This is a genomic window from Azospirillum ramasamyi, from assembly GCF_003233655.1.
In the GTDB taxonomy this organism is placed as follows: domain Bacteria; phylum Pseudomonadota; class Alphaproteobacteria; order Azospirillales; family Azospirillaceae; genus Azospirillum; species Azospirillum ramasamyi.
On sequence record NZ_CP029829.1, the window covers coordinates 2,164,450 to 2,180,492 of the forward strand.

At 67.7% G+C, this 16,043-nt stretch carries 19 protein-coding genes; 8 read left to right on the forward strand and 11 right to left on the reverse strand.

The genetic code is table 11. The features are described from left to right. Positions 1 to 125: 125 nt before the first annotated feature. From DM194_RS10110 to htpG, 4 genes are all read left to right on the forward strand, one after another. A complete protein-coding gene (locus tag DM194_RS10110; RefSeq protein WP_111067199.1) occupies positions 126 to 587 on the forward strand; it encodes a GNAT family N-acetyltransferase in 462 nt (153 codons plus the stop codon). Positions 588 to 721: 134 nt separating this feature from the next. After that, positions 722 to 1,390 (forward strand): glutathione S-transferase family protein, encoded by a 669-nt coding sequence (locus DM194_RS10115; RefSeq protein WP_111067200.1) that lies wholly within the window; start codon positions 722 to 724, stop codon positions 1,388 to 1,390. A gap of 95 nt (positions 1,391 to 1,485) precedes the next feature. Then, entirely contained in the window at positions 1,486 to 3,117 is a 1,632-nt protein-coding gene (locus DM194_RS10120) for a hypothetical protein (RefSeq protein ID WP_111067201.1), read from the forward strand. Between the two features lie 168 nt (positions 3,118 to 3,285). Continuing rightward, on the forward strand, positions 3,286 to 5,166 hold the full coding sequence (gene htpG / locus DM194_RS10125) for a molecular chaperone HtpG (RefSeq protein WP_111067202.1): 1,881 nt from the start codon (positions 3,286 to 3,288) through the stop codon (positions 5,164 to 5,166). A gap of 64 nt (positions 5,167 to 5,230) precedes the next feature. Here the strand turns inward: htpG and DM194_RS10130 are convergent, their stop codons facing one another. After that, on the reverse strand, positions 5,231 to 6,385 hold the full coding sequence (locus tag DM194_RS10130; protein ID WP_246024180.1) for a sensor histidine kinase: 1,155 nt from the start codon (positions 6,383 to 6,385) through the stop codon (positions 5,231 to 5,233). Between the two features lie 425 nt (positions 6,386 to 6,810). Here DM194_RS10130 and DM194_RS10135 point away from each other — a divergent pair, with 425 nt between their 5' ends. The 4 genes from DM194_RS10135 (at position 6,811) to DM194_RS10150 (ending at position 9,126) form a co-directional block, all read left to right on the forward strand. Next, positions 6,811 to 7,242 carry a Fur family transcriptional regulator gene (locus DM194_RS10135; RefSeq protein WP_044550826.1) on the forward strand — a complete coding sequence of 144 codons (432 nt, stop codon included), beginning with the start codon at positions 6,811 to 6,813 and terminating at the stop codon, positions 7,240 to 7,242. A 196-nt stretch (positions 7,243 to 7,438) separates the two neighbouring features. After that, a complete protein-coding gene (locus tag DM194_RS10140; protein ID WP_111067204.1) occupies positions 7,439 to 7,837 on the forward strand; it encodes a hypothetical protein in 399 nt (132 codons plus the stop codon). Positions 7,838 to 7,928: 91 nt separating this feature from the next. After that, positions 7,929 to 8,675, forward strand: coding sequence for an HAD family hydrolase (locus DM194_RS10145; RefSeq protein WP_111067205.1), 747 nt, complete (start codon positions 7,929 to 7,931; stop codon positions 8,673 to 8,675). Between the two features lie 76 nt (positions 8,676 to 8,751). Then, positions 8,752 to 9,126 (forward strand): response regulator, encoded by a 375-nt coding sequence (locus DM194_RS10150; protein WP_111067206.1) that lies wholly within the window; start codon positions 8,752 to 8,754, stop codon positions 9,124 to 9,126. A gap of 28 nt (positions 9,127 to 9,154) precedes the next feature. On the opposite strand, the gene sigJ is transcribed toward DM194_RS10150, so the two are convergent. From sigJ to DM194_RS10200, 10 genes are all read right to left on the reverse strand, one after another. Then, positions 9,155 to 10,054, reverse strand: coding sequence for an RNA polymerase sigma factor SigJ (gene sigJ, locus DM194_RS10155; protein ID WP_111067207.1), 900 nt, complete (start codon positions 10,052 to 10,054; stop codon positions 9,155 to 9,157). Next, on the reverse strand, positions 10,051 to 10,503 hold the full coding sequence (locus tag DM194_RS10160; RefSeq protein WP_111067208.1) for a carboxymuconolactone decarboxylase family protein: 453 nt from the start codon (positions 10,501 to 10,503) through the stop codon (positions 10,051 to 10,053). The genes sigJ and DM194_RS10160 overlap by 4 nt, the downstream gene beginning before the upstream one ends. A gap of 106 nt (positions 10,504 to 10,609) precedes the next feature. Continuing rightward, the gene (locus DM194_RS10165) at positions 10,610 to 10,867 is read right to left on the reverse strand and encodes a hypothetical protein (protein ID WP_111067209.1); all 258 of its coding nucleotides are present in this window, start codon (positions 10,865 to 10,867) and stop codon (positions 10,610 to 10,612) included. A gap of 28 nt (positions 10,868 to 10,895) precedes the next feature. Further along, entirely contained in the window at positions 10,896 to 11,360 is a 465-nt protein-coding gene (locus tag DM194_RS10170) for a DsrE family protein (protein ID WP_111067210.1), read from the reverse strand. A gap of 34 nt (positions 11,361 to 11,394) precedes the next feature. Next, entirely contained in the window at positions 11,395 to 12,195 is an 801-nt protein-coding gene (locus DM194_RS10175) for a HesA/MoeB/ThiF family protein (protein WP_111067900.1), read from the reverse strand. 80 nt (positions 12,196 to 12,275) lie between these two features. Next, positions 12,276 to 13,064, reverse strand: coding sequence for a hypothetical protein (locus tag DM194_RS10180; RefSeq protein WP_111067211.1), 789 nt, complete (start codon positions 13,062 to 13,064; stop codon positions 12,276 to 12,278). A 154-nt stretch (positions 13,065 to 13,218) separates the two neighbouring features. Next, positions 13,219 to 14,178, reverse strand: a complete 960-nt coding sequence (gene cysK / locus DM194_RS10185; protein ID WP_111067212.1) for a cysteine synthase A — start codon at positions 14,176 to 14,178, stop codon at positions 13,219 to 13,221. A 170-nt stretch (positions 14,179 to 14,348) separates the two neighbouring features. Beyond that, the gene (locus DM194_RS10190; RefSeq protein ID WP_111067213.1) at positions 14,349 to 14,804 is read right to left on the reverse strand and encodes an RrF2 family transcriptional regulator; all 456 of its coding nucleotides are present in this window, start codon (positions 14,802 to 14,804) and stop codon (positions 14,349 to 14,351) included. Between the two features lie 237 nt (positions 14,805 to 15,041). Then, positions 15,042 to 15,350 carry a DUF2218 domain-containing protein gene (locus tag DM194_RS10195; protein WP_111067902.1) on the reverse strand — a complete coding sequence of 103 codons (309 nt, stop codon included), beginning with the start codon at positions 15,348 to 15,350 and terminating at the stop codon, positions 15,042 to 15,044. A gap of 20 nt (positions 15,351 to 15,370) precedes the next feature. Further along, a complete protein-coding gene (locus tag DM194_RS10200; protein WP_111067214.1) occupies positions 15,371 to 15,994 on the reverse strand; it encodes a PadR family transcriptional regulator in 624 nt (207 codons plus the stop codon). Positions 15,995 to 16,043: the final 49 nt, after the last annotated feature.

A 16,043-nucleotide genomic window follows, 5' to 3' on the forward strand; every position in this document is an offset into this window, starting at 1 on the left:
TACGCCGAGGCGTCCGCTCCCCGGACGAGACGAAAGGAGCGTTCCCGGACGACCCGCCAAGGGAATATTCTGCTTTCCATCCGGTTGATCCAGGCGATCGACCGCAACGGGCAGAAGGGGGAGGCATGCCGGCCGGCGAAGGGAGGGGCATCGCGATCCGGTCCATCCGCAGCGCCGACGCGCCGCGCTGCGCCGAGATCTTCCTGCATGGACGCCGCCAAGCCTTTTCCTGGCAGCCCGCCGACCGCTTCAGACTGGACGATTATTACGACTGCGTGCGCGAGGATGCGGTGCTGGTCGCCGAGGCCGACGGAACGGTGGTCGGCTTCGTCTCACTCGATCCGCAGGCCCGCATCATCCACAACCTGTTCATCGACCCCGGATGGCACAAGCGCGGCATCGGTTCCGCCCTGCTGCGCGAGGCCCTGGGCCTGCTGCGCGGCGGGCAGCGCCCGGCCGAACTCGCCTGCGCCGCCCGCAACGCCGCCGCCCGCGCCTTCTACGAACGCAACGGCTGGACGCCGGTGGACGGGCCGGCCGACGAAGGGGACACGCTGGTGCTCTACCGCCTTTCGCGGGCGGGGTGAGAGGCCCGCTCATCCACCATCTATCATTGCCGCAGGTTCCGCCGGAATCCCCGCTGCCCCTCCCCCAACGAGACGCGCAAGCACCGATGCTCGGGCTGTTTTCACGTGCCGCGTTGCGGTAAAGTCCCGCCGCCATGCGAACCCTGTACCACCACCCGATCCACCCCGCGTCGCGCGTCGCGCGCGTGATGCTCGCCGAGAAGGGCCTTCCCTTCGAATCCGTGGTCGAAAAACCATGGGAGAGGCGCACCGACTTCCTGAAGATGAACCCCGCCGGCGAGGTGCCGGTGCTGGTGGAGGAGGATGGGACGGTCGTCGCCGGTGGCCTCGCCGTGATCGAATATCTGGAAGAGGCCTACCCCGACACTCCCCTGCTGCCGCGGGAGGTCGCGGCGCGGGCGGAGGTGCGGCGGGTCGCCGACTGGTTCCTGCACAAGTTCGAGCGCGAGGTGGGTGAGAATCTGGTGGGCGAGAAGCTGATCAAGCGGCTGTCCGGCCAGGGCCATCCCTTCGCGCCGGCGATTCGCGCCGGTCTGGCCAACATCACCTATCATCTCGACTACATCGCCTTCCTGTCGGAACGGCGGCCCTGGCTGGCGGGAACCACCTTCACGCTGGCCGACATCGCCGCCGCGGCCCAGCTGTCCTGCCTGGACTATATCGACAACGTGCCGTGGGACCGCAGCCCGGACGCCAAGGACTGGTACGCCCGGATCAAGTCGCGCCCCAGTTTCCGCGCCATTCTGGCCGACAACATCACCGGCTGCCCGCCGCCCCGGCACTATGCCGATCTGGATTTTTGACGCCATCCCGGGAACCGACACATCAGAGGAATGGACCGGCCTCGCTTATCAGGCTTAACGTGCTCCCAAAATCGTATGTTGGGAGTTCCTCCTCGATGCGTCCGCGCCGTCTCTCGTCCATTCCCGCCCTGCCGGTCCGTTCCCTGCGGCCTGCCCTGATCGCCGGCGGCATGCTGGCGCTGGTGGCAGGCTGGCCACTCTCCCAGGCCGCCCAGGCCGCTCCCGCGGTCGACGAGGCCGGCGCCAAGGCGCTCGCCGCGTCGCTCAAGAAGGATCTGCCCCGCTGGTTCCCGCCGCCCAGCGAGGATGGCGAGGGCATCGGTTTCGAATGGCAGGGCGACCCGACCGTCAGGCCGGCCGGCGACCATTACGACGTCGCCCTGCCGCGCCTGTCGGCGGAAGATGCCGAAGGCACGCTGTTCGACATCGGCACCGTCCTCCTGTCGGTGACTCCGAAGGACGACGGCCAGTATGGCGTCTCGATCACGCTGCCCAGCGCGATCAAGGTGCAGAACCTGGACGAGAACGACGAGTATGTCGACGCGGCCACCATCTCCATCGGCAAGCAGTCCTTCACCAGCACCTGGTCGGGCACGCTGGAGACGCTGCTGGCGGTCGACGGCGCCTTCAACGACATCGCCGTCAACGCCGCCGACGGCAAGGGCAAGATTTCCATCGCCTCCATGACCATGGTCCAGGATCTGAAGCCGGAGGCCGGCGCCGGCGGCGCCACGCTGTGGAGCGGCCCGGCCGCCTTCGCCTTCGGCGGGCTGTCGGTGCTGGACGAGAAGAACAAGGAGCTGGTGAAGATCGGCGGCGTCACCGCCGAGGCCACCTACAGCCGCGTCGACCTGACCAAGGTCAGCGCGCTGCAGAAGCTGTCGGAGCAGGCCGCCGCCCAGGGCGTGTCGCCGACCGCGGCGGAGCTGCTGCCGAAGATGCAGGGAATGTTCGGCGGCATCACCGGCGCGATGCGCCTGTCGAACCTGTCGCTGGTCAACCCGGAGGACGGCGCGAAGATCTCGCTGGGCCAGCTCACCTTCCGCAGCGGCCTGACCGATCTCGATCAGGCCCTGTCGACCGTCAGCATGGGCATCGAGGCCCGCGACTTCGCCATGACGCCGTCGCCGGCCCCCGCCGCCTTCACCCCGCGCACCTTCGAAATGAAGCTGTCGGTCGCCAAGCTGCCGAACAGCGCGCTGTGGAAGGCCTTCACCGAACTCGCCAAGGCCGCCGAGGCGGAAGAGGCGCCGCCGCCGAAGAAAGGCGCCAAGCCCGCCAACGCCCCGCCCTCCTCCGAAGTCGTCATGCAGCAGGCGATGACCGCGATGGGCGAGGCCGGGACCGAGCTGCGCATCGAGGCGCTGAACCTCGACACCCCCGCCACCGCCGGCACCGCCACCGGCGCGTTCAAGGTCGCGACCCAGGCCGCCCTCGGCGTCACCGGCGGCGCCACCGTCCTGCTGCGCGGCATCGACGCCGCTGTGAAGGCGATGCAACCGGCGCCGGGCGCCAAGCCCGACCAGGAGACGCAGGAGCTGCTGGCCGGGCTGGCGATGGTCCAGGCCCTGGGCCAGGCCGGCAAGGACGACAGCGGCGCCGAGATCCGCACCTACAAGATCGACGTGACGGAGGGTGGCCAGCTCCTGCTGAACGGCGCCGACATGACCCCCCTGCTGGCCGGCGGCAGCGAGCCGGCTCCGGCTCCGGCGCCGAAGAAGAAGTAAGGCGGGGGCATCGTCAGCCGGCACCTTCCCACAGAGCCCCGCGCCGCGACACCCCGCCGCACACCGCCCGCGGTTGCACGGCACAAGCCTCTTGAACGGCGGAGACGCTTTCACATATCTCCGCCGTCTTGACGCCACCACCAGTGCAAAACCAACAAAGGTGCCCCCATGACCGAGGAACGGCTCAGTTTTCAAGCCGAGGTCAGCCGTCTGCTCGACATCGTCGCCCACTCGCTCTACAGCGAGAAGGAAGTGTTCCTGCGCGAGCTGGTCTCCAACGCGTCGGACGCCTGCGACCGCCTGCGCTACGCGGCCCTGACCCAGCCGGAACTCTCGGCCGACGATCCGAACCTCAAGGTCCGCCTGCTGGTCGACAAGGACGCGCGGACCCTGACCGTCGCCGACAACGGCATCGGCATGAACCGCGAGGATCTGGTCGAGAATCTCGGCACCATCGCCCGCTCCGGCACCGCCGCCTTCATGAAGTCGCTGGAAACCGCCGAGAAGGGTGACGGCAAGAAGGACGTCAACCTGATTGGCCAGTTCGGCGTCGGCTTCTATTCCGCCTTCATGGCCGCCGACAAGGTCACGGTGCTGACCCGCAAGGCCGGCGAGGCCCATGGCTGGCGCTGGGAATCGGACGGCAAGGGCGAGTTCACCATCGCCGAGGCCGAGGGCCTGTCGCGCGGCACGAAGATCGTCCTGCATCTGCGCGAGGGCGACGACGAGTATCTCGACGAGGCGCGGCTGGCCGGCATCGTCCGCAAGTATTCCGACCACATCGCCATCCCCATCCTGTTCGGCGAGGGTGACGATGCGAAGGCGCTGAACAGCGCGTCGGCCCTGTGGACCCGGTCGAAGTCGGAGATCACCCCCGACCAGTACAAGGAATTCTACCACCATGTCGGCCACGCCTTCGACGATCCGTGGCTGACCCTGCACTGGCGGGCCGAAGGGGCGCTGGAATACACCAACCTGCTCTTTGTGCCCTCGACCAAGCCCTTCGACCTGTTCGATCCCAAGCGCTCCCACCGGGTGAAGCTGTACGTCAAGCGCGTCTTCATCACCGACGCGGCGGAAGGGCTGATCCCGCCCTACCTGCGCTTCCTGCGCGGCGTGGTCGACAGCGAGGATCTGCCGCTGAACATCAGCCGCGAGATGCTGCAGCACAACCCGATGCTGGCCAAGATCAAGGCCGGCATCACGCGGCGCGTCCTGTCGGAGCTGTCGAAGAAGGCCAAGGACACCGAGAACGCCGCCGAATACGACAAGTTCTGGGAGAATTTCGGCGCGGTGCTGAAGGAGGGCCTCTATGAGGACTATGAGCACCGGGACGAGCTGCTGAAGCTGCTGCGCTTCCGCACCACCGCCGGCGAGGAGTTGGTGTCGCTGGAGCAGTATGTCGCCCGCATGAAGGAAGGCCAGGACGCCATCTACACCATCAGCGGCGACGACATCGACACCCTGCTGCGCAGCCCGCAGTTGGAGGGCTTCAAGGCCAAGGGCGTCGAGGTTCTGCTGCTGACCGACCCGGTGGACGAGTTCTGGATGCCGTCGGTCGGCGTCTATGACGGCAAGCCCTTCAAGTCGGTGACCCGCGGCGGCGCCGATCTCGGCAAGATCAAGGGCGCCGAACCCGAGAAGCCGGAGGAGAAGGCGCCGGAAGGCGAGCTGACCGATCTGCTGGCCCTGCTGAAGCTGACCCTGTCCGACGCGGTGAAGGACGTCCGCAAGTCCGAACGCCTGACCGACAGCGCCGTCTGTCTGGTGGCCGACGACAACGACATGGACATGCACCTGGAACGCCTGCTGAAGCAGCACAAGCAGCTGAGCGGCGAGGTCGGCAAGCGCATCCTGGAGATCAACCCGTCCCACGCCCTGATCAAGCGTCTGGCCGAACGGGCCAAGGGCAGCGGCGCCACCGACGCGCTGGAGGATGCGGCGTGGCTGCTGCTCGACCAGGCCCGCATCGTCGAGGGCGAACCCCTGCCCGACCCTGCCGCCTTCGCCCGCCGTCTGGCGAGCGCGATGGAGAAGGGTCTGGCGTAAGCATCGCCGCGGCGGGAAAATCCGAGAAGCAAGCCCTCTCCTCCCCAAAGGAGGGGGCTTTTCCTTACCCCCGCCCCACCCGTTCCGGCGGGAAGACCAGCGACATGGTGGTGCCCTCGTCACGCCGGCTGACGACGTCCAGGCAGCCGCCATGCAGTTCGATCAGGCGCTTGGTCAGCGGCAGACCCAACCCGGTGCCGATCTGGCTGCGGGCCAGCGCGCTGTCGATCTGGCCCCAGGGTTCCAGCGCCTTCGCCAGATCCTCCCCGGTCATGCCGATGCCGGTGTCATGCACCGACAGCCACAGCGATCCGCCGTCCGCCACGCGGGCGCCCAGCGTCACCACCCCATCGGTCGGCGTGAACTTCACCGCGTTCGACAGCAGGTTCAGCAGCATCTGGCGCAGCTTGCGCTCATCCGCGCGCAAGGGCGGCAAGTCCGTGGGCACGGCGGTAACGATGCGCACGCCATGGCGCCCCGCCCGTTCGGCCAGCAGCCGCGCCGTGCCGATCGCCACCCGCACCACGTCCACCGTCCCGTCCACCAGTTCCAGCCGGTCCGCATCGGCCTTGGACAGGTCGAGCAGGTCGTTGATCAGTTCCATCAGGTGCCGGCCGCTCTCGGCGATGTCGCGGGCGTAGTCGCGATAGAGCGGGATGGCGTGCGGCCCCGCCACCTCCTGCTCCAGCAGTTCGGCAAAGCCCATCATCGCGGTCAGCGGCGTGCGGATCTCGTGGCTCATGTTGGCGAGGAAGGCGGTCTTGGCCCGGATCGCCTGCTCGGCCTGCCGGCGCGCCTCCTCAAGTTGGCGGGCACGCAAATCCGTCTGTTCGGCGGAGCGCGCCATCAGCCCGGTCACCGTGCCGACGCCCAGATAGCGGCCCCGATCCACCACCAGAAAGCCGGTCACCAGCGCCGCCGGCTTCAGCCGGGCGAGCCGCCGCCCGATCTCCGCCAGCGGGGTCGTCCCCTCCACCAGCAGCGGATGCGGGTCCATGAGTGCGGACACCGCTGCGGCCGGAGCAGCCGTTCCCCCGTCCGGCGCAAGACGGCTGCGCTCCAGCAGACCGACGACGCGCCCTTCGCCATCGACCACCGGCAGGGCGGGCAAATCAGGCTGGCGGCCGAAGCGGGCAGCCGCTGCCGCGCAATCCTGTCCGGGCGCCAGCGGCAGCACCGGAACCGCCAGCCCGGCGGCGGTGAAGGCGGCTTCATCCATGTGCGCTTCCGGCACGGGAAGCGGCGGATCGAATGGCGTCACGGCGTCTCACCCCCTCCCCTCTCCGGTGCGATCCGCCCGGTCGGCACCGGTCGCGGGATGCGCGGTGCTCCTGTGACAAAACCTAGCAGCGGATTTATGAGCAATTGGTTTCCGCCCCGCCCATCAACACCGCCACACCACAATACTAAAAGCCTATAACTATGGGAATAAAGGGATTTACACGTTCGGCCCTCCGGCTGTGACCTGGGTGTTTGAGAATGGTTCCGAAACACAGTATGATGCTCGGATATTCGGGGTGCCGCGTTCGGCTGACCGGGGCTTGTCCGGCCGGCTGGTCTTCGTTGTCGGCATTCCGGGCATCAGGGAGAACCGGAGGGGCGATCCGCCGCCCGTCACACAGAATAGGATTACAGGGGATGTCCATGCCCTCGCGCCTTGAAGAATTGTGCGTGAAGAAGGGATTGAAGATGACCGACCAGCGCCGCGTGATCTCGCGCGTGCTGTCGGAGGCGACGGACCATCCCGATGTGGAGGAGGTGCATCGCCGCGCATCCGCCATCGACCCGCGCATTTCCATCGCCACCGTCTACCGGACGATGCGGCTGTTCGAGGAGGCGCACGTCATCGACCGGCTCGATTTCGGGGATGGCCGTGCGCGCTATGAGGAAGCAAGAACCGACCATCACCATCATCTGATCGATGTCGATTCCGGTGAAGTGATCGAGTTCACCAATGATGAGATGGAACGGCTGAAAGAAAGCATCGCCCGCGAACTGGGCTATGACCTCATCGGCCATCGGTTGGAACTGTACGGGGTTCCCCGCAAGCGGCGTGCCGATAAATCTGAGTCTTAACTATACACCGGACCCCGGGGCGTTGCGCACAAGAGGTGGCGGCTGATCCTACACCCATCCGGAATCGCCACACGCGCGACGGGCGGGTCAGGCGGGTATCGCTTGCGGGGTGCATCGGGTGCCGGTCTGGACCTTGCGGGCCGGCGGCCCGAGGTTAGGCGAGGAGCAAACCTCACTGACCGGAACCGGCCGCACCATGGATGACCGCCACGACGACCGCCCCGACACCCGGCCCGAAAGCCCGCCGACCACGTCCGGGACCGAACCGATCAATTCCCTGGGCTCTGTCCAGGCTCCCGCCGGCTCGAACCCAGCCGGACCGGATCCCGTTCTCGAGCGGCTGGACCGCCTGTCGGATCTGCTGCTGCGCCGCATCGACCGGCTGGAGGAGCGGGTCCGCAGTCTGGAGCAGGACAATGGCGAGATCATCAACCTCCTGATCGCCGTCAAGGCCGGCCTGGAGGAAGCTTCCGGCGACCTGATCGCACAGTTGGAGGACGGGCTGGATGCCGCGGAGGCCGAGGAGGAGTCCGAAGACGGGGCGGAGGACGGCCCTCTGTTCGAAACACCCTGCGGCCCGACGATGCTGCATTGACGGTCCCGCGGCTCGCGCAGGCCGGGAGCCGATTCCAGGGATGCCGTAAAAGACCTTGCCCGCCGTGGCATGGTGGCCGGATAAACGGTACATGCAGACCAGCTCCATTCCCGATCCCGCGCTTGGCGCCAGCCCGACGCCGCCGGCGCTCCTGCCGACGCAGCATCTCGAAATGCCGGCGTCCGATTCGCCTGCTTTCGATTCGCCGGTATGCGGTCCGTCCGGCGTCGCCTTCTTCGACTTCGACGGCACGCTGATCCACGGAGACAGCCTGCCGATGTTCGTCGGCGAGGTGATCGGCCGGCGCCGCGCCGCGCTGGCTCTGGCCGACGCCATCCGCTCTGCGATGCACCGTCATGTCCGCGGCCGCGGGCCGGGCTGCGATTTTCCCGGATCGGTGAAGGCCATCTACCTGAAGCGCACCCTGCGCGGCCTGCCGGTGGCCGAGGCGCTGGCCGCGTCGGAACGGATGGTGCCCCGCGTCCGCTGGCACCAGCCCATGCTGGAGGTGCTGAAGGAGCATCGCCGGCAGGGACGCCGGGTGGTGGTCGCGACCGGCGCACTCGACCTCTACATGCCCGCGCTTCTGCGCGGGCTGGAGGTGGACGACCTGCTGGCGACGGGGATGGAGGTGGTGGACGGCAAGCTGACCGGCAGGCTCAGCACCGCCAACTGCGTGCGCCTGGACAAGGCGGAACGGGTGACCGCCTGGATTGCCGGCAACGGCCCGGTCGCCGCCACCTGGGGCTACGGCAACCATCCCAGCGACCTGCCGATGCTGGCGCTGATGCACAAGGGCGAAGTGATCCGCATTCGACGAAGGTCGAACCGCAGGTAGCAGGCGTTTACAACCCGCCAGATACTCCGCATACTCCCTCCCGTCCATGAAGAAAATATGATGGACGGAGGGGAATGTGAGCTTCAGCATCGACGCCGACATCCGGATGCCGGGCTATGGCGGGCGCCGGGCCGTGGTGGCCGATGCCGACCGCATTCAGCGCGCGGCGCTGGCCGGCCATCTGTCCGGCCGCGGCTTCCAGGTTTCGCAGACCGACGATGCGCTGGAAGCGCTGGCCATCATCGGCGCGGAGGCGCCGGCCGTCGCATTGCTTCCGCTGGTGCATGAAGGCGACGACGGCGACCGCGCCGCGGCGCTGGCGGCGATGCTCTATCCGCAGACCCGCATCCTGATGACCGGCCGGCGCGTGCAGAACGCCCCCTTCCCCATCCTGCCCCGCCCGGTCGACCTGACGGCGCTCGACCGCTGGCTGGACGAGGCGGCGGAATAGGCCCGGCCATGTGCCCCGCCGCTTTTCCCTATTGGACGCCGGCGTCCCCGAAGCCCGCCACATGCTCCAGCTTTTGCGGGTTGGCGATCTGGTAGATCCGCCGGATGCGGCCATCTGCGATGTCGAAGGCCAGCACGCTGCGGAAGGAGCCCCCCAGTTCGGTCAGCAGACCCGGTCCTCCATTCACCCGCACCGGCACGAAGCCGAACCCGACGCCCCGCTTGCGCTGGACGCCCACCAGGAAGCGGGCGATGCGGTCGGCGCCGAAGAGCGGGTTGACCGCCGTCCGCACCATGCCACCGCCGTCGCTCAGCCACTGGGCATCGTCCGACAGCAGGGCCACGATGGCGGCGTAATCGCGCCGGACGCTGGCCTCGGCGAAGGCATCGGCCAGACGGCGCCCGGCCTCCGCATCGGCACAGGCCCCAGAGGGCTCGTTCAGCCGGTTGCGGGCGCGCCGCATGATCTGGCGGCAGGCCTCCGCCGACTTGCCGAGAACCGTCGCGATCTCGGCGTAATCGAGGTCCATGGCCTCGCGCAGGACGAAGACCGCGCGCTGGTCCGGTGCCAGCCGCTCCAGCAGCAGAAGCATCGCGATCGGCACCGACCCGGTGTCGGGTGCCTCATCCGCCGCATCGGCCCAGCCGGCGACCTCCGGCTCGGGCAGCCACAGCCCATAATAGCGCTCCCGCGCCACCCGGGCGGAGCGCAGCCGGTCGAGCGCCAGCCGCGTCACCAGGGTGGTCAGGAAGGCGGGGGCCGATCCGACGCTGCCGGGGACCACCGCGGCCCAGCGCAGCCAGGCATCCTGCAGCGTGTCCTCCGCCTCCGCCACCGACCCGAGCAGCCGGTAGGCCAGGGCGCGCAGCCGCGCCCGCTCGCCCGCGAAGGCGGCGAGCGCGGTCTCCGGGTCGGCCAGCGCCGTCACGCCGCAATCCCGACGGCGGTGCCCTCGATGTGCTGGGCGATGCCGATGCGGTTCCAGGCGTTGATCTGCGCCGCCGTCACGGTCAGCTGGGCAATCTGCTCGGCGTTGAAATGGCGTTGCAGTTCCCGATAGGCTTCGTCGATACGGTCATGCCGGGCGCGAGTCAGCACCTCTGCCCAGGCGAAGGCGGCGCGTTCGTCGGGCAGGTACAGATCCGACCGCTCCCACTCGGCAAGGGCGGCGATGCGCTGTTCCGACTGGCCGTCGTGACGGGCTTCCTTGCTGTGCATGTCGATGCAATAGGCGCAGCCGTTGATCTGCGACACGCGCAGGTCGATCAGATGAATCAAGCCGGTCGGCAGGCCGCTGCCGCGGATGGTCTTGGCGGTGGCGTACAGCGTGGCGAACAGGGACGGGGCGTCGGTGGCGACGGTGAAACGGAAAGCCATGGTTCGCATCCTCTCATGGAGTGTCATCGCCCCCATGACGGGATGACCAGCTCCGGCGTGACGCATGGCAGCCCCGTGCTCCGTTCAAGGCTGCACGTACCCCCCCTCAATCCTCCGTCAGCAGTTCCACGGCCTCGCGCAGGATGGCGATCTTGGCGGCGAAGCGGCCTTCGGGATCGCTTTCGCCGATCAGCCGGATCATCACCCCCAGGGCATGGGCGACCTGCGGCGCCAGCCCGGCATGCCCCCGCACATGGCGGGCGAGACCGGCCAGCGCCGTCCGGTAGGGGCGCCCTTCGAACCCGTCGGTGGCGATCGATTCGAAACGGTTGGCGAGGTCGAGGATCTCGCGGTTGTCGTTCATGCTCTTTCCGCCGGATCGGAGAATGGTGTCAGATGAACAGCATGGCGCCGCCCTTCGGCGCATCGTTCAGGAAGGTGACGACGCCGCCGGTGGCGACCGGCACGTCGGCGCGCAGTTGAGCGCCCGCCGGCAGGCCGAGGGCGCGCAGCCCCATCTCGCAGGCCATCACCGTCACGCCCATGGCGACGCAGGCCTCCAGCAGTTCCTCGAATGTGGCGAGGCCGTGGGTGGCGAAATAGCGGTCGCGCGCCACCGGCGAGCTGCCGTCGTCGGCCGGATCCAGGTCGTGCCAGCCCAGCACGCCCGGCTCCTTCTCATGCACCAGCGCGCGCAGGGCGCGGCCGGTGAAGAACAGCGTGACCTTGCGGTTGGTGGCCGCCGCGGCGCTGGCCATCACCAGCGCGTAATGGACGCGGTCGAAGCCGCCGGCGAAGAGGACGATCGACAGGGCCGAGGTGCTCTCGGCCGAGGACTGCGACATGGTGGTGGACATGGTGGGCCGCCTCCCATCTTTGCCGTGGCGCCCGTCAATGGGCGGAAAGGTCGTGGATGGTCGGATGATCGCCGCAAAGCGCGCAGTCGGGATCCCGCCGGATGGCGATGCGCTGATAGGACGCATAGAGCGTGTCCATCATCAGCAGGCTGCCCGACAGGCTTTCACCCAATCCCAGCAATTCCTTCAGCACCTCCGTCGCCTGCAGCGAGCCGACGAAACCGGCCAGCGCCCCCAGCACCCCGCCTTCCGAACAGGACGGCACGGTGCCGCGCGGCGGCGGTTCCGGGAACAGGCAGCGATAGCAGGGGTGCGGCGCGCCCAGATGGGCCTTGAAGGTGCTCAGCTGTCCGTCGAATCGCAGGATCGCCGCCGACACCAGCGTCTTTCCCGCCAGGAAGCAGGCGTCGTTCAGCAGGAAGCGCGTGGCGAAATTGTCCGACCCGTCGGCGACCAGATCATAGCCGCCGATCAGCTCCAGCGCGTTGTCGCGGTTGATCCGCGTCCGATGCGCCTCCACCCGGACATCGGGGTTCAGCGCATGGATGCGGGCGGCGGCGCTCTCCACCTTGGGATGGCCGAGCGTCGATTCGTCGTGGATCACCTGCCGCTGCAGGTTCGACAGGTCGACCGTGTCGTCATCGACGATGCCGATGGTGCCGACGCCGGCAGCCGCCAGATAGAGAAGAAGGGGGGCGCCAAGGCCGCCGGCGCCGACGACCAGCACCTTGGATCGCAGAAGCCGCTCCTGCCCGATGCCGCCGACTTCCGGCAGCACGATGTGGCGGGAATAACGATGAAGCTGGGTGTCGGTGAAGTCCATGGCCGGCAGCATAGCGCAAGGATGCGCCGTTGCGGCAACATTCGATGCGGCATTTTCCGACCTGCGGGCGCAGCCCGGCTCCGCCGGAATGGTCAGGCCCGCGTCGAGGTGGTCTTCGCTTCCGACGCCCATTGTCGAAGCCGGTTCTGCCGTTCACGCAACGTCTTGGAAATGGCGCTTTCCTGAACGCCCGCCTCGGACAGCTCCGAATTGCGCGGCACCAGGCTCAGCATGAAATCGCTCGGCGACTTCAAGCTGGAGGGCGGGACCACCACCATCGTGTACTGGCCGGGTTCCAGCTTGTAGGTCGGCTTCTGCAGGAAGGTCTGCTGGGAGTCGGGTTTGCCCGAGTCGCTGGCCGCGACGACCTTGCCGTCCTTGTCCATCATCGCCCAACGGGTGTTGGGAAGCGAGATGTTGGCGGTGAAGGTGCCGCCCTGCAGGACGTTGAAGGTGTGCCTCTGCACGCCGGTGTCGCCGTTGCCCGGCGGCTGGGCGGTGCCCTTCAGCGTCGCGCCGGCGCCGGTCACCAGGACGTTCTGCCGTTCCGTGACCTCCAGCGAATAGTCGCGGATGCCCGCCGCCCGGTTGGCCTGCGAAATGGTCGCCGTGTAGGTGCCCGGCCCAAGCCGAGCGGTGGCCTCCGACGCCGATTCCTTCGACCGGATGGTCGTCACCACCTCGTTCCGGTCGTTGCGGATCTCGACGTTGGTGAAGGTGTCGTTGACCTTGAAATTGAACTCGCCGGCCTTGCTGACCGTGAAGGTCTGGGTGTCGGCGTTGGCTCCGTCGGCCCCGATCTTGGTCGTCTGCCCCTTCAACTGCGCGAAGGAACTGTTCGACAGGTTCGGGACATAGGTGGCGGCGGTCACATCCGACATGGCGGTCACTCCCCGGCGGCGCGGACGGAAAAGGTTCTTCTGCTGCCGGGGAGAGTAGCGCGAACTACCAATTCCGTCAAATTTCGGGCCGGAATTTCGCGGATAGGATGCGGAGCGGGAGCGATTATCCGCCCCCGCCCCGCGGCGTCGACGGTTACTCCAGCCCTTCGAACAGGGCGGTCGACAGGTAGCGCTCGGCGAAGGACGGCAGGATCACGACGATCTGCTTGCCCTCGTTCTCGGGACGGGCGCCGACTTCCAGCGCCGCGGCGAGCGCCGCGCCCGACGAAATGCCGACCGGAACGCCTTCCAGACGGGCGACCTTGCGGGCGGTTTCGAAGGCACGCTGGTTGGAGATGCGCACCACCTCGTCGATCAGCTCCTTCTTCAGGATGTCGGGAACGAAGCCGGCGCCGATGCCCTGGATCTTGTGCGGGCCCGGCATGCCGCCGGACAGCACCGGGCTGTCCTCCGGCTCCACCGCCACGGCCTTGAAGGACGGCTTGCGCGACTTGATGACCTCGGCGGTGCCGGTCAGGGTGCCGCCGGTGCCGACGCCGGAGATCAGGAAATCGACCTGGCCGTCGGTGTCCTTCCAGATTTCCTCCGCCGTGGTGACGCGGTGGACGGCCGGGTTGGCGGTGTTCTTGAACTGCTGCAGCAGATAGGCGTTCGGGTCGGCGGCCAGGATCTCCTCCGCCTTGCGGATGGCGCCCTTCATGCCTTCCGACGCCGGGGTCAGCACCAGTTCGGCGCCCAGCAGCTTCAGCATCTTGCGCCGCTCGACCGACATGCTTTCCGGCATGGTCAGGATCAGCTTGTAGCCCTTGGCGGCGGCGACGAAGGCCAGCGCGATGCCGGTGTTGCCGGAGGTGGGCTCGACCAGGGTCGTGCGGCCGGGGGCGATGGTGCCGGCGGCCTCCGCAGCCTCGATCATGGCGCTGCCGATGCGGTCCTTGACGCTGGCCAGCGGGTTGAAGAACTCCAGCTTGCCGATGATCTGGGCCTTGACCCCGGCATCCTCGGCGAGGCGGTTCAGCCGCACCAGCGGCGTGGCGCCGATCGTATCGAGGATGCTGTCATAGATCTTGCCACGGAATTCGGGTGCAGCCATGATTCCACCTCTTGGATTTGTGTTATAAGTGAGTTCAACACCCCGGGCAGAGCATTATCCAGCACGGGTGGCCTGTCAAACGGGAAGTGGGGTCGCCGGGCCGTCCGTACGACCCCGCCGGCTCGGTTCAAGTCCCGGCCGAGGTTTCAGCCGAAGCTTCAGCCGAAGCTTCAGATCGTGAAGTCGATCCGGTCCTCGGTCTCGCTCTCCACCCCGGCGCGGCGGGCGCGCATGCACAGATCCTCCACCGTGATGGTGTCGAGCTTCGCCATGCATTCCTCCTGCAGCTCGCCCCACAGCGGACGCACGACCTGATGGCCGAGGATCGAGCCCGCCGGCTCCTCGATCGGGTCGGTGGCGGTTTCCATCGACCGGACCACCCGCACGATCTCGCCCAGCGTGATCCGCCGCCGCTCGCGCGCCAGCCGGTAACCGCCGCGCGGCCCCCGCACGCCGGCCAGCACGCCTTCGCGCACCAGCTGCTGCAGCACCTGCTCCAGGTAGCGCTTCGGGATGCCCTGGCGCCGGGTGATCTCCCCGGACTGCACCGGCTCGGTGCCCGCGTTGTAGGCGATGTCGAGGACCGCCTCGATGGCGAACATCAGCTTCTTGGAGATGCGGAGCATCACGAGCGACTCCCGGTGTTCTGACAGTGCATGCCGCGGCAGCAAGGAAACCGACGGATCCCGCGGGCACCGGCCTCGTACCGGTCCGCAGGTGGAAACTCCGTCATCCCCCTCATTCCCGCCTGTTGGTTAAGGAGTGTTTTACACCTCCAACGCGGGAATTCACAACAGGATTTGTCCCAGACAGACTCGGGAAAATGGCATCCTACACACACCGCATGTCCGGCAGCGCCACCGTCATCGCACGGCGGTCCAGGCCACCTCCCCGAGATCCTCGCGGAAGGCGAAGCGCTTCAGATGGTCGATCACCACCTCCTGCATGCGCTCCAGCTGTGCGGCATCCTCGACCTCGATGGTCAGCGTCAGCCCTTCGCCGTCCGCCGCCATCCGGCAGCGGCGGTCGGGAGAGAAGGGCACCAGGCCCTGGTTCTCGTCATGGACGACCTCGAACTTGTGCGCCCAGTGCTTGCACAGTTGGGTCATGTAGCGGCGGCCATTGGCGGTCTTGATGCGGGCGGTCGCGATACGGGCGGTCGATGCAGCCATGCTCTTCGCCTCCTCCATGGTCAGGTCCGTTCGACCGCGCGGGCGGCGGCGTCGATGGCATCGGCGATGGCCTGGATCTGCTCCGCCGACAGGTCGCCGCGCGACAGCCGCAACCGCAGGGCCAGCTTGAAGTTCTCGACGGCGCGGACGATCTGCGGCGAGGATTCGCGCTGCTGACAGGCCTTCGCGCGGGCGATCCGCTCGCGCACCGCGGCAACGGCGGGCTCCGCCGCCTTCAGCGCCTCCGTCCCTTCGGGCGTGATCTCATAGAGCTTCTTGTTGCCTTCGGTTGATGCGACGCGGATATGGCCTTGCTCCTCCAACAGCGTCAGCGTCGGATAGATCACGCCGGGGCTGGGGCTGTAGGCGCCGCCGACCATCTCCTCAATCGTCTTGATCAGGTCGTAGCCGGAGCGCGGCTTTTCCGCGATCAGCCAGGACAGGACAAGGCGCAGGTCGCCATGGTCGAAGACACGCCGCTCTCCCCGGCCGCCCCGGCGACCCCCGAAGCCGCCGCCCCGGCCGCCGCCGAAGCCTTCCCGGCCGCCACGATGCCCATGGCGTCCGCGCCCGTCCGACGCCTCGTCGTCGAAATCCGGACGCGAGAAGCGGCACCCATGGCCGCGAAACAGATGACGAAGCATGGAACCCTCTTCCGATGCAGTTTCGATATAACGAAATCTTAGATATATC

Coding starts and splice junctions, on each gene's coding strand:
- DM194_RS10115 (WP_111067200.1), top strand. CDS start 722: ATGCGAACCCTGTACCACCACCCGATCCACCCCGCGTCGCGCGTCGCG.
- DM194_RS10190 (WP_111067213.1), bottom strand. CDS start 14,804: ATGCTCCGCATCTCCAAGAAGCTGATGTTCGCCATCGAGGCGGTCCTC.
- htpG (WP_111067202.1), top strand. CDS start 3,286: ATGACCGAGGAACGGCTCAGTTTTCAAGCCGAGGTCAGCCGTCTGCTC.
- DM194_RS10145 (WP_111067205.1), top strand. CDS start 7,929: ATGCAGACCAGCTCCATTCCCGATCCCGCGCTTGGCGCCAGCCCGACG.
- DM194_RS10110 (WP_111067199.1), top strand. CDS start 126: ATGCCGGCCGGCGAAGGGAGGGGCATCGCGATCCGGTCCATCCGCAGC.
- DM194_RS10130 (WP_246024180.1), bottom strand. CDS start 6,385: ATGGATGAAGCCGCCTTCACCGCCGCCGGGCTGGCGGTTCCGGTGCTG.
- DM194_RS10140 (WP_111067204.1), top strand. CDS start 7,439: ATGGATGACCGCCACGACGACCGCCCCGACACCCGGCCCGAAAGCCCG.
- DM194_RS10165 (WP_111067209.1), bottom strand. CDS start 10,867: ATGAACGACAACCGCGAGATCCTCGACCTCGCCAACCGTTTCGAATCG.
- DM194_RS10200 (WP_111067214.1), bottom strand. CDS start 15,994: ATGCTTCGTCATCTGTTTCGCGGCCATGGGTGCCGCTTCTCGCGTCCG.
- DM194_RS10180 (WP_111067211.1), bottom strand. CDS start 13,064: ATGTCGGATGTGACCGCCGCCACCTATGTCCCGAACCTGTCGAACAGT.
- DM194_RS10170 (WP_111067210.1), bottom strand. CDS start 11,360: ATGTCCACCACCATGTCGCAGTCCTCGGCCGAGAGCACCTCGGCCCTG.
- cysK (WP_111067212.1), bottom strand. CDS start 14,178: ATGGCTGCACCCGAATTCCGTGGCAAGATCTATGACAGCATCCTCGAT.
- DM194_RS10195 (WP_111067902.1), bottom strand. CDS start 15,350: ATGGCTGCATCGACCGCCCGTATCGCGACCGCCCGCATCAAGACCGCC.
- DM194_RS10160 (WP_111067208.1), bottom strand. CDS start 10,503: ATGGCTTTCCGTTTCACCGTCGCCACCGACGCCCCGTCCCTGTTCGCC.
- DM194_RS10175 (WP_111067900.1), bottom strand. CDS start 12,195: ATGCTGCCGGCCATGGACTTCACCGACACCCAGCTTCATCGTTATTCC.
- DM194_RS10120 (WP_111067201.1), top strand. CDS start 1,486: ATGCGTCCGCGCCGTCTCTCGTCCATTCCCGCCCTGCCGGTCCGTTCC.
- DM194_RS10135 (WP_044550826.1), top strand. CDS start 6,811: ATGCCCTCGCGCCTTGAAGAATTGTGCGTGAAGAAGGGATTGAAGATG.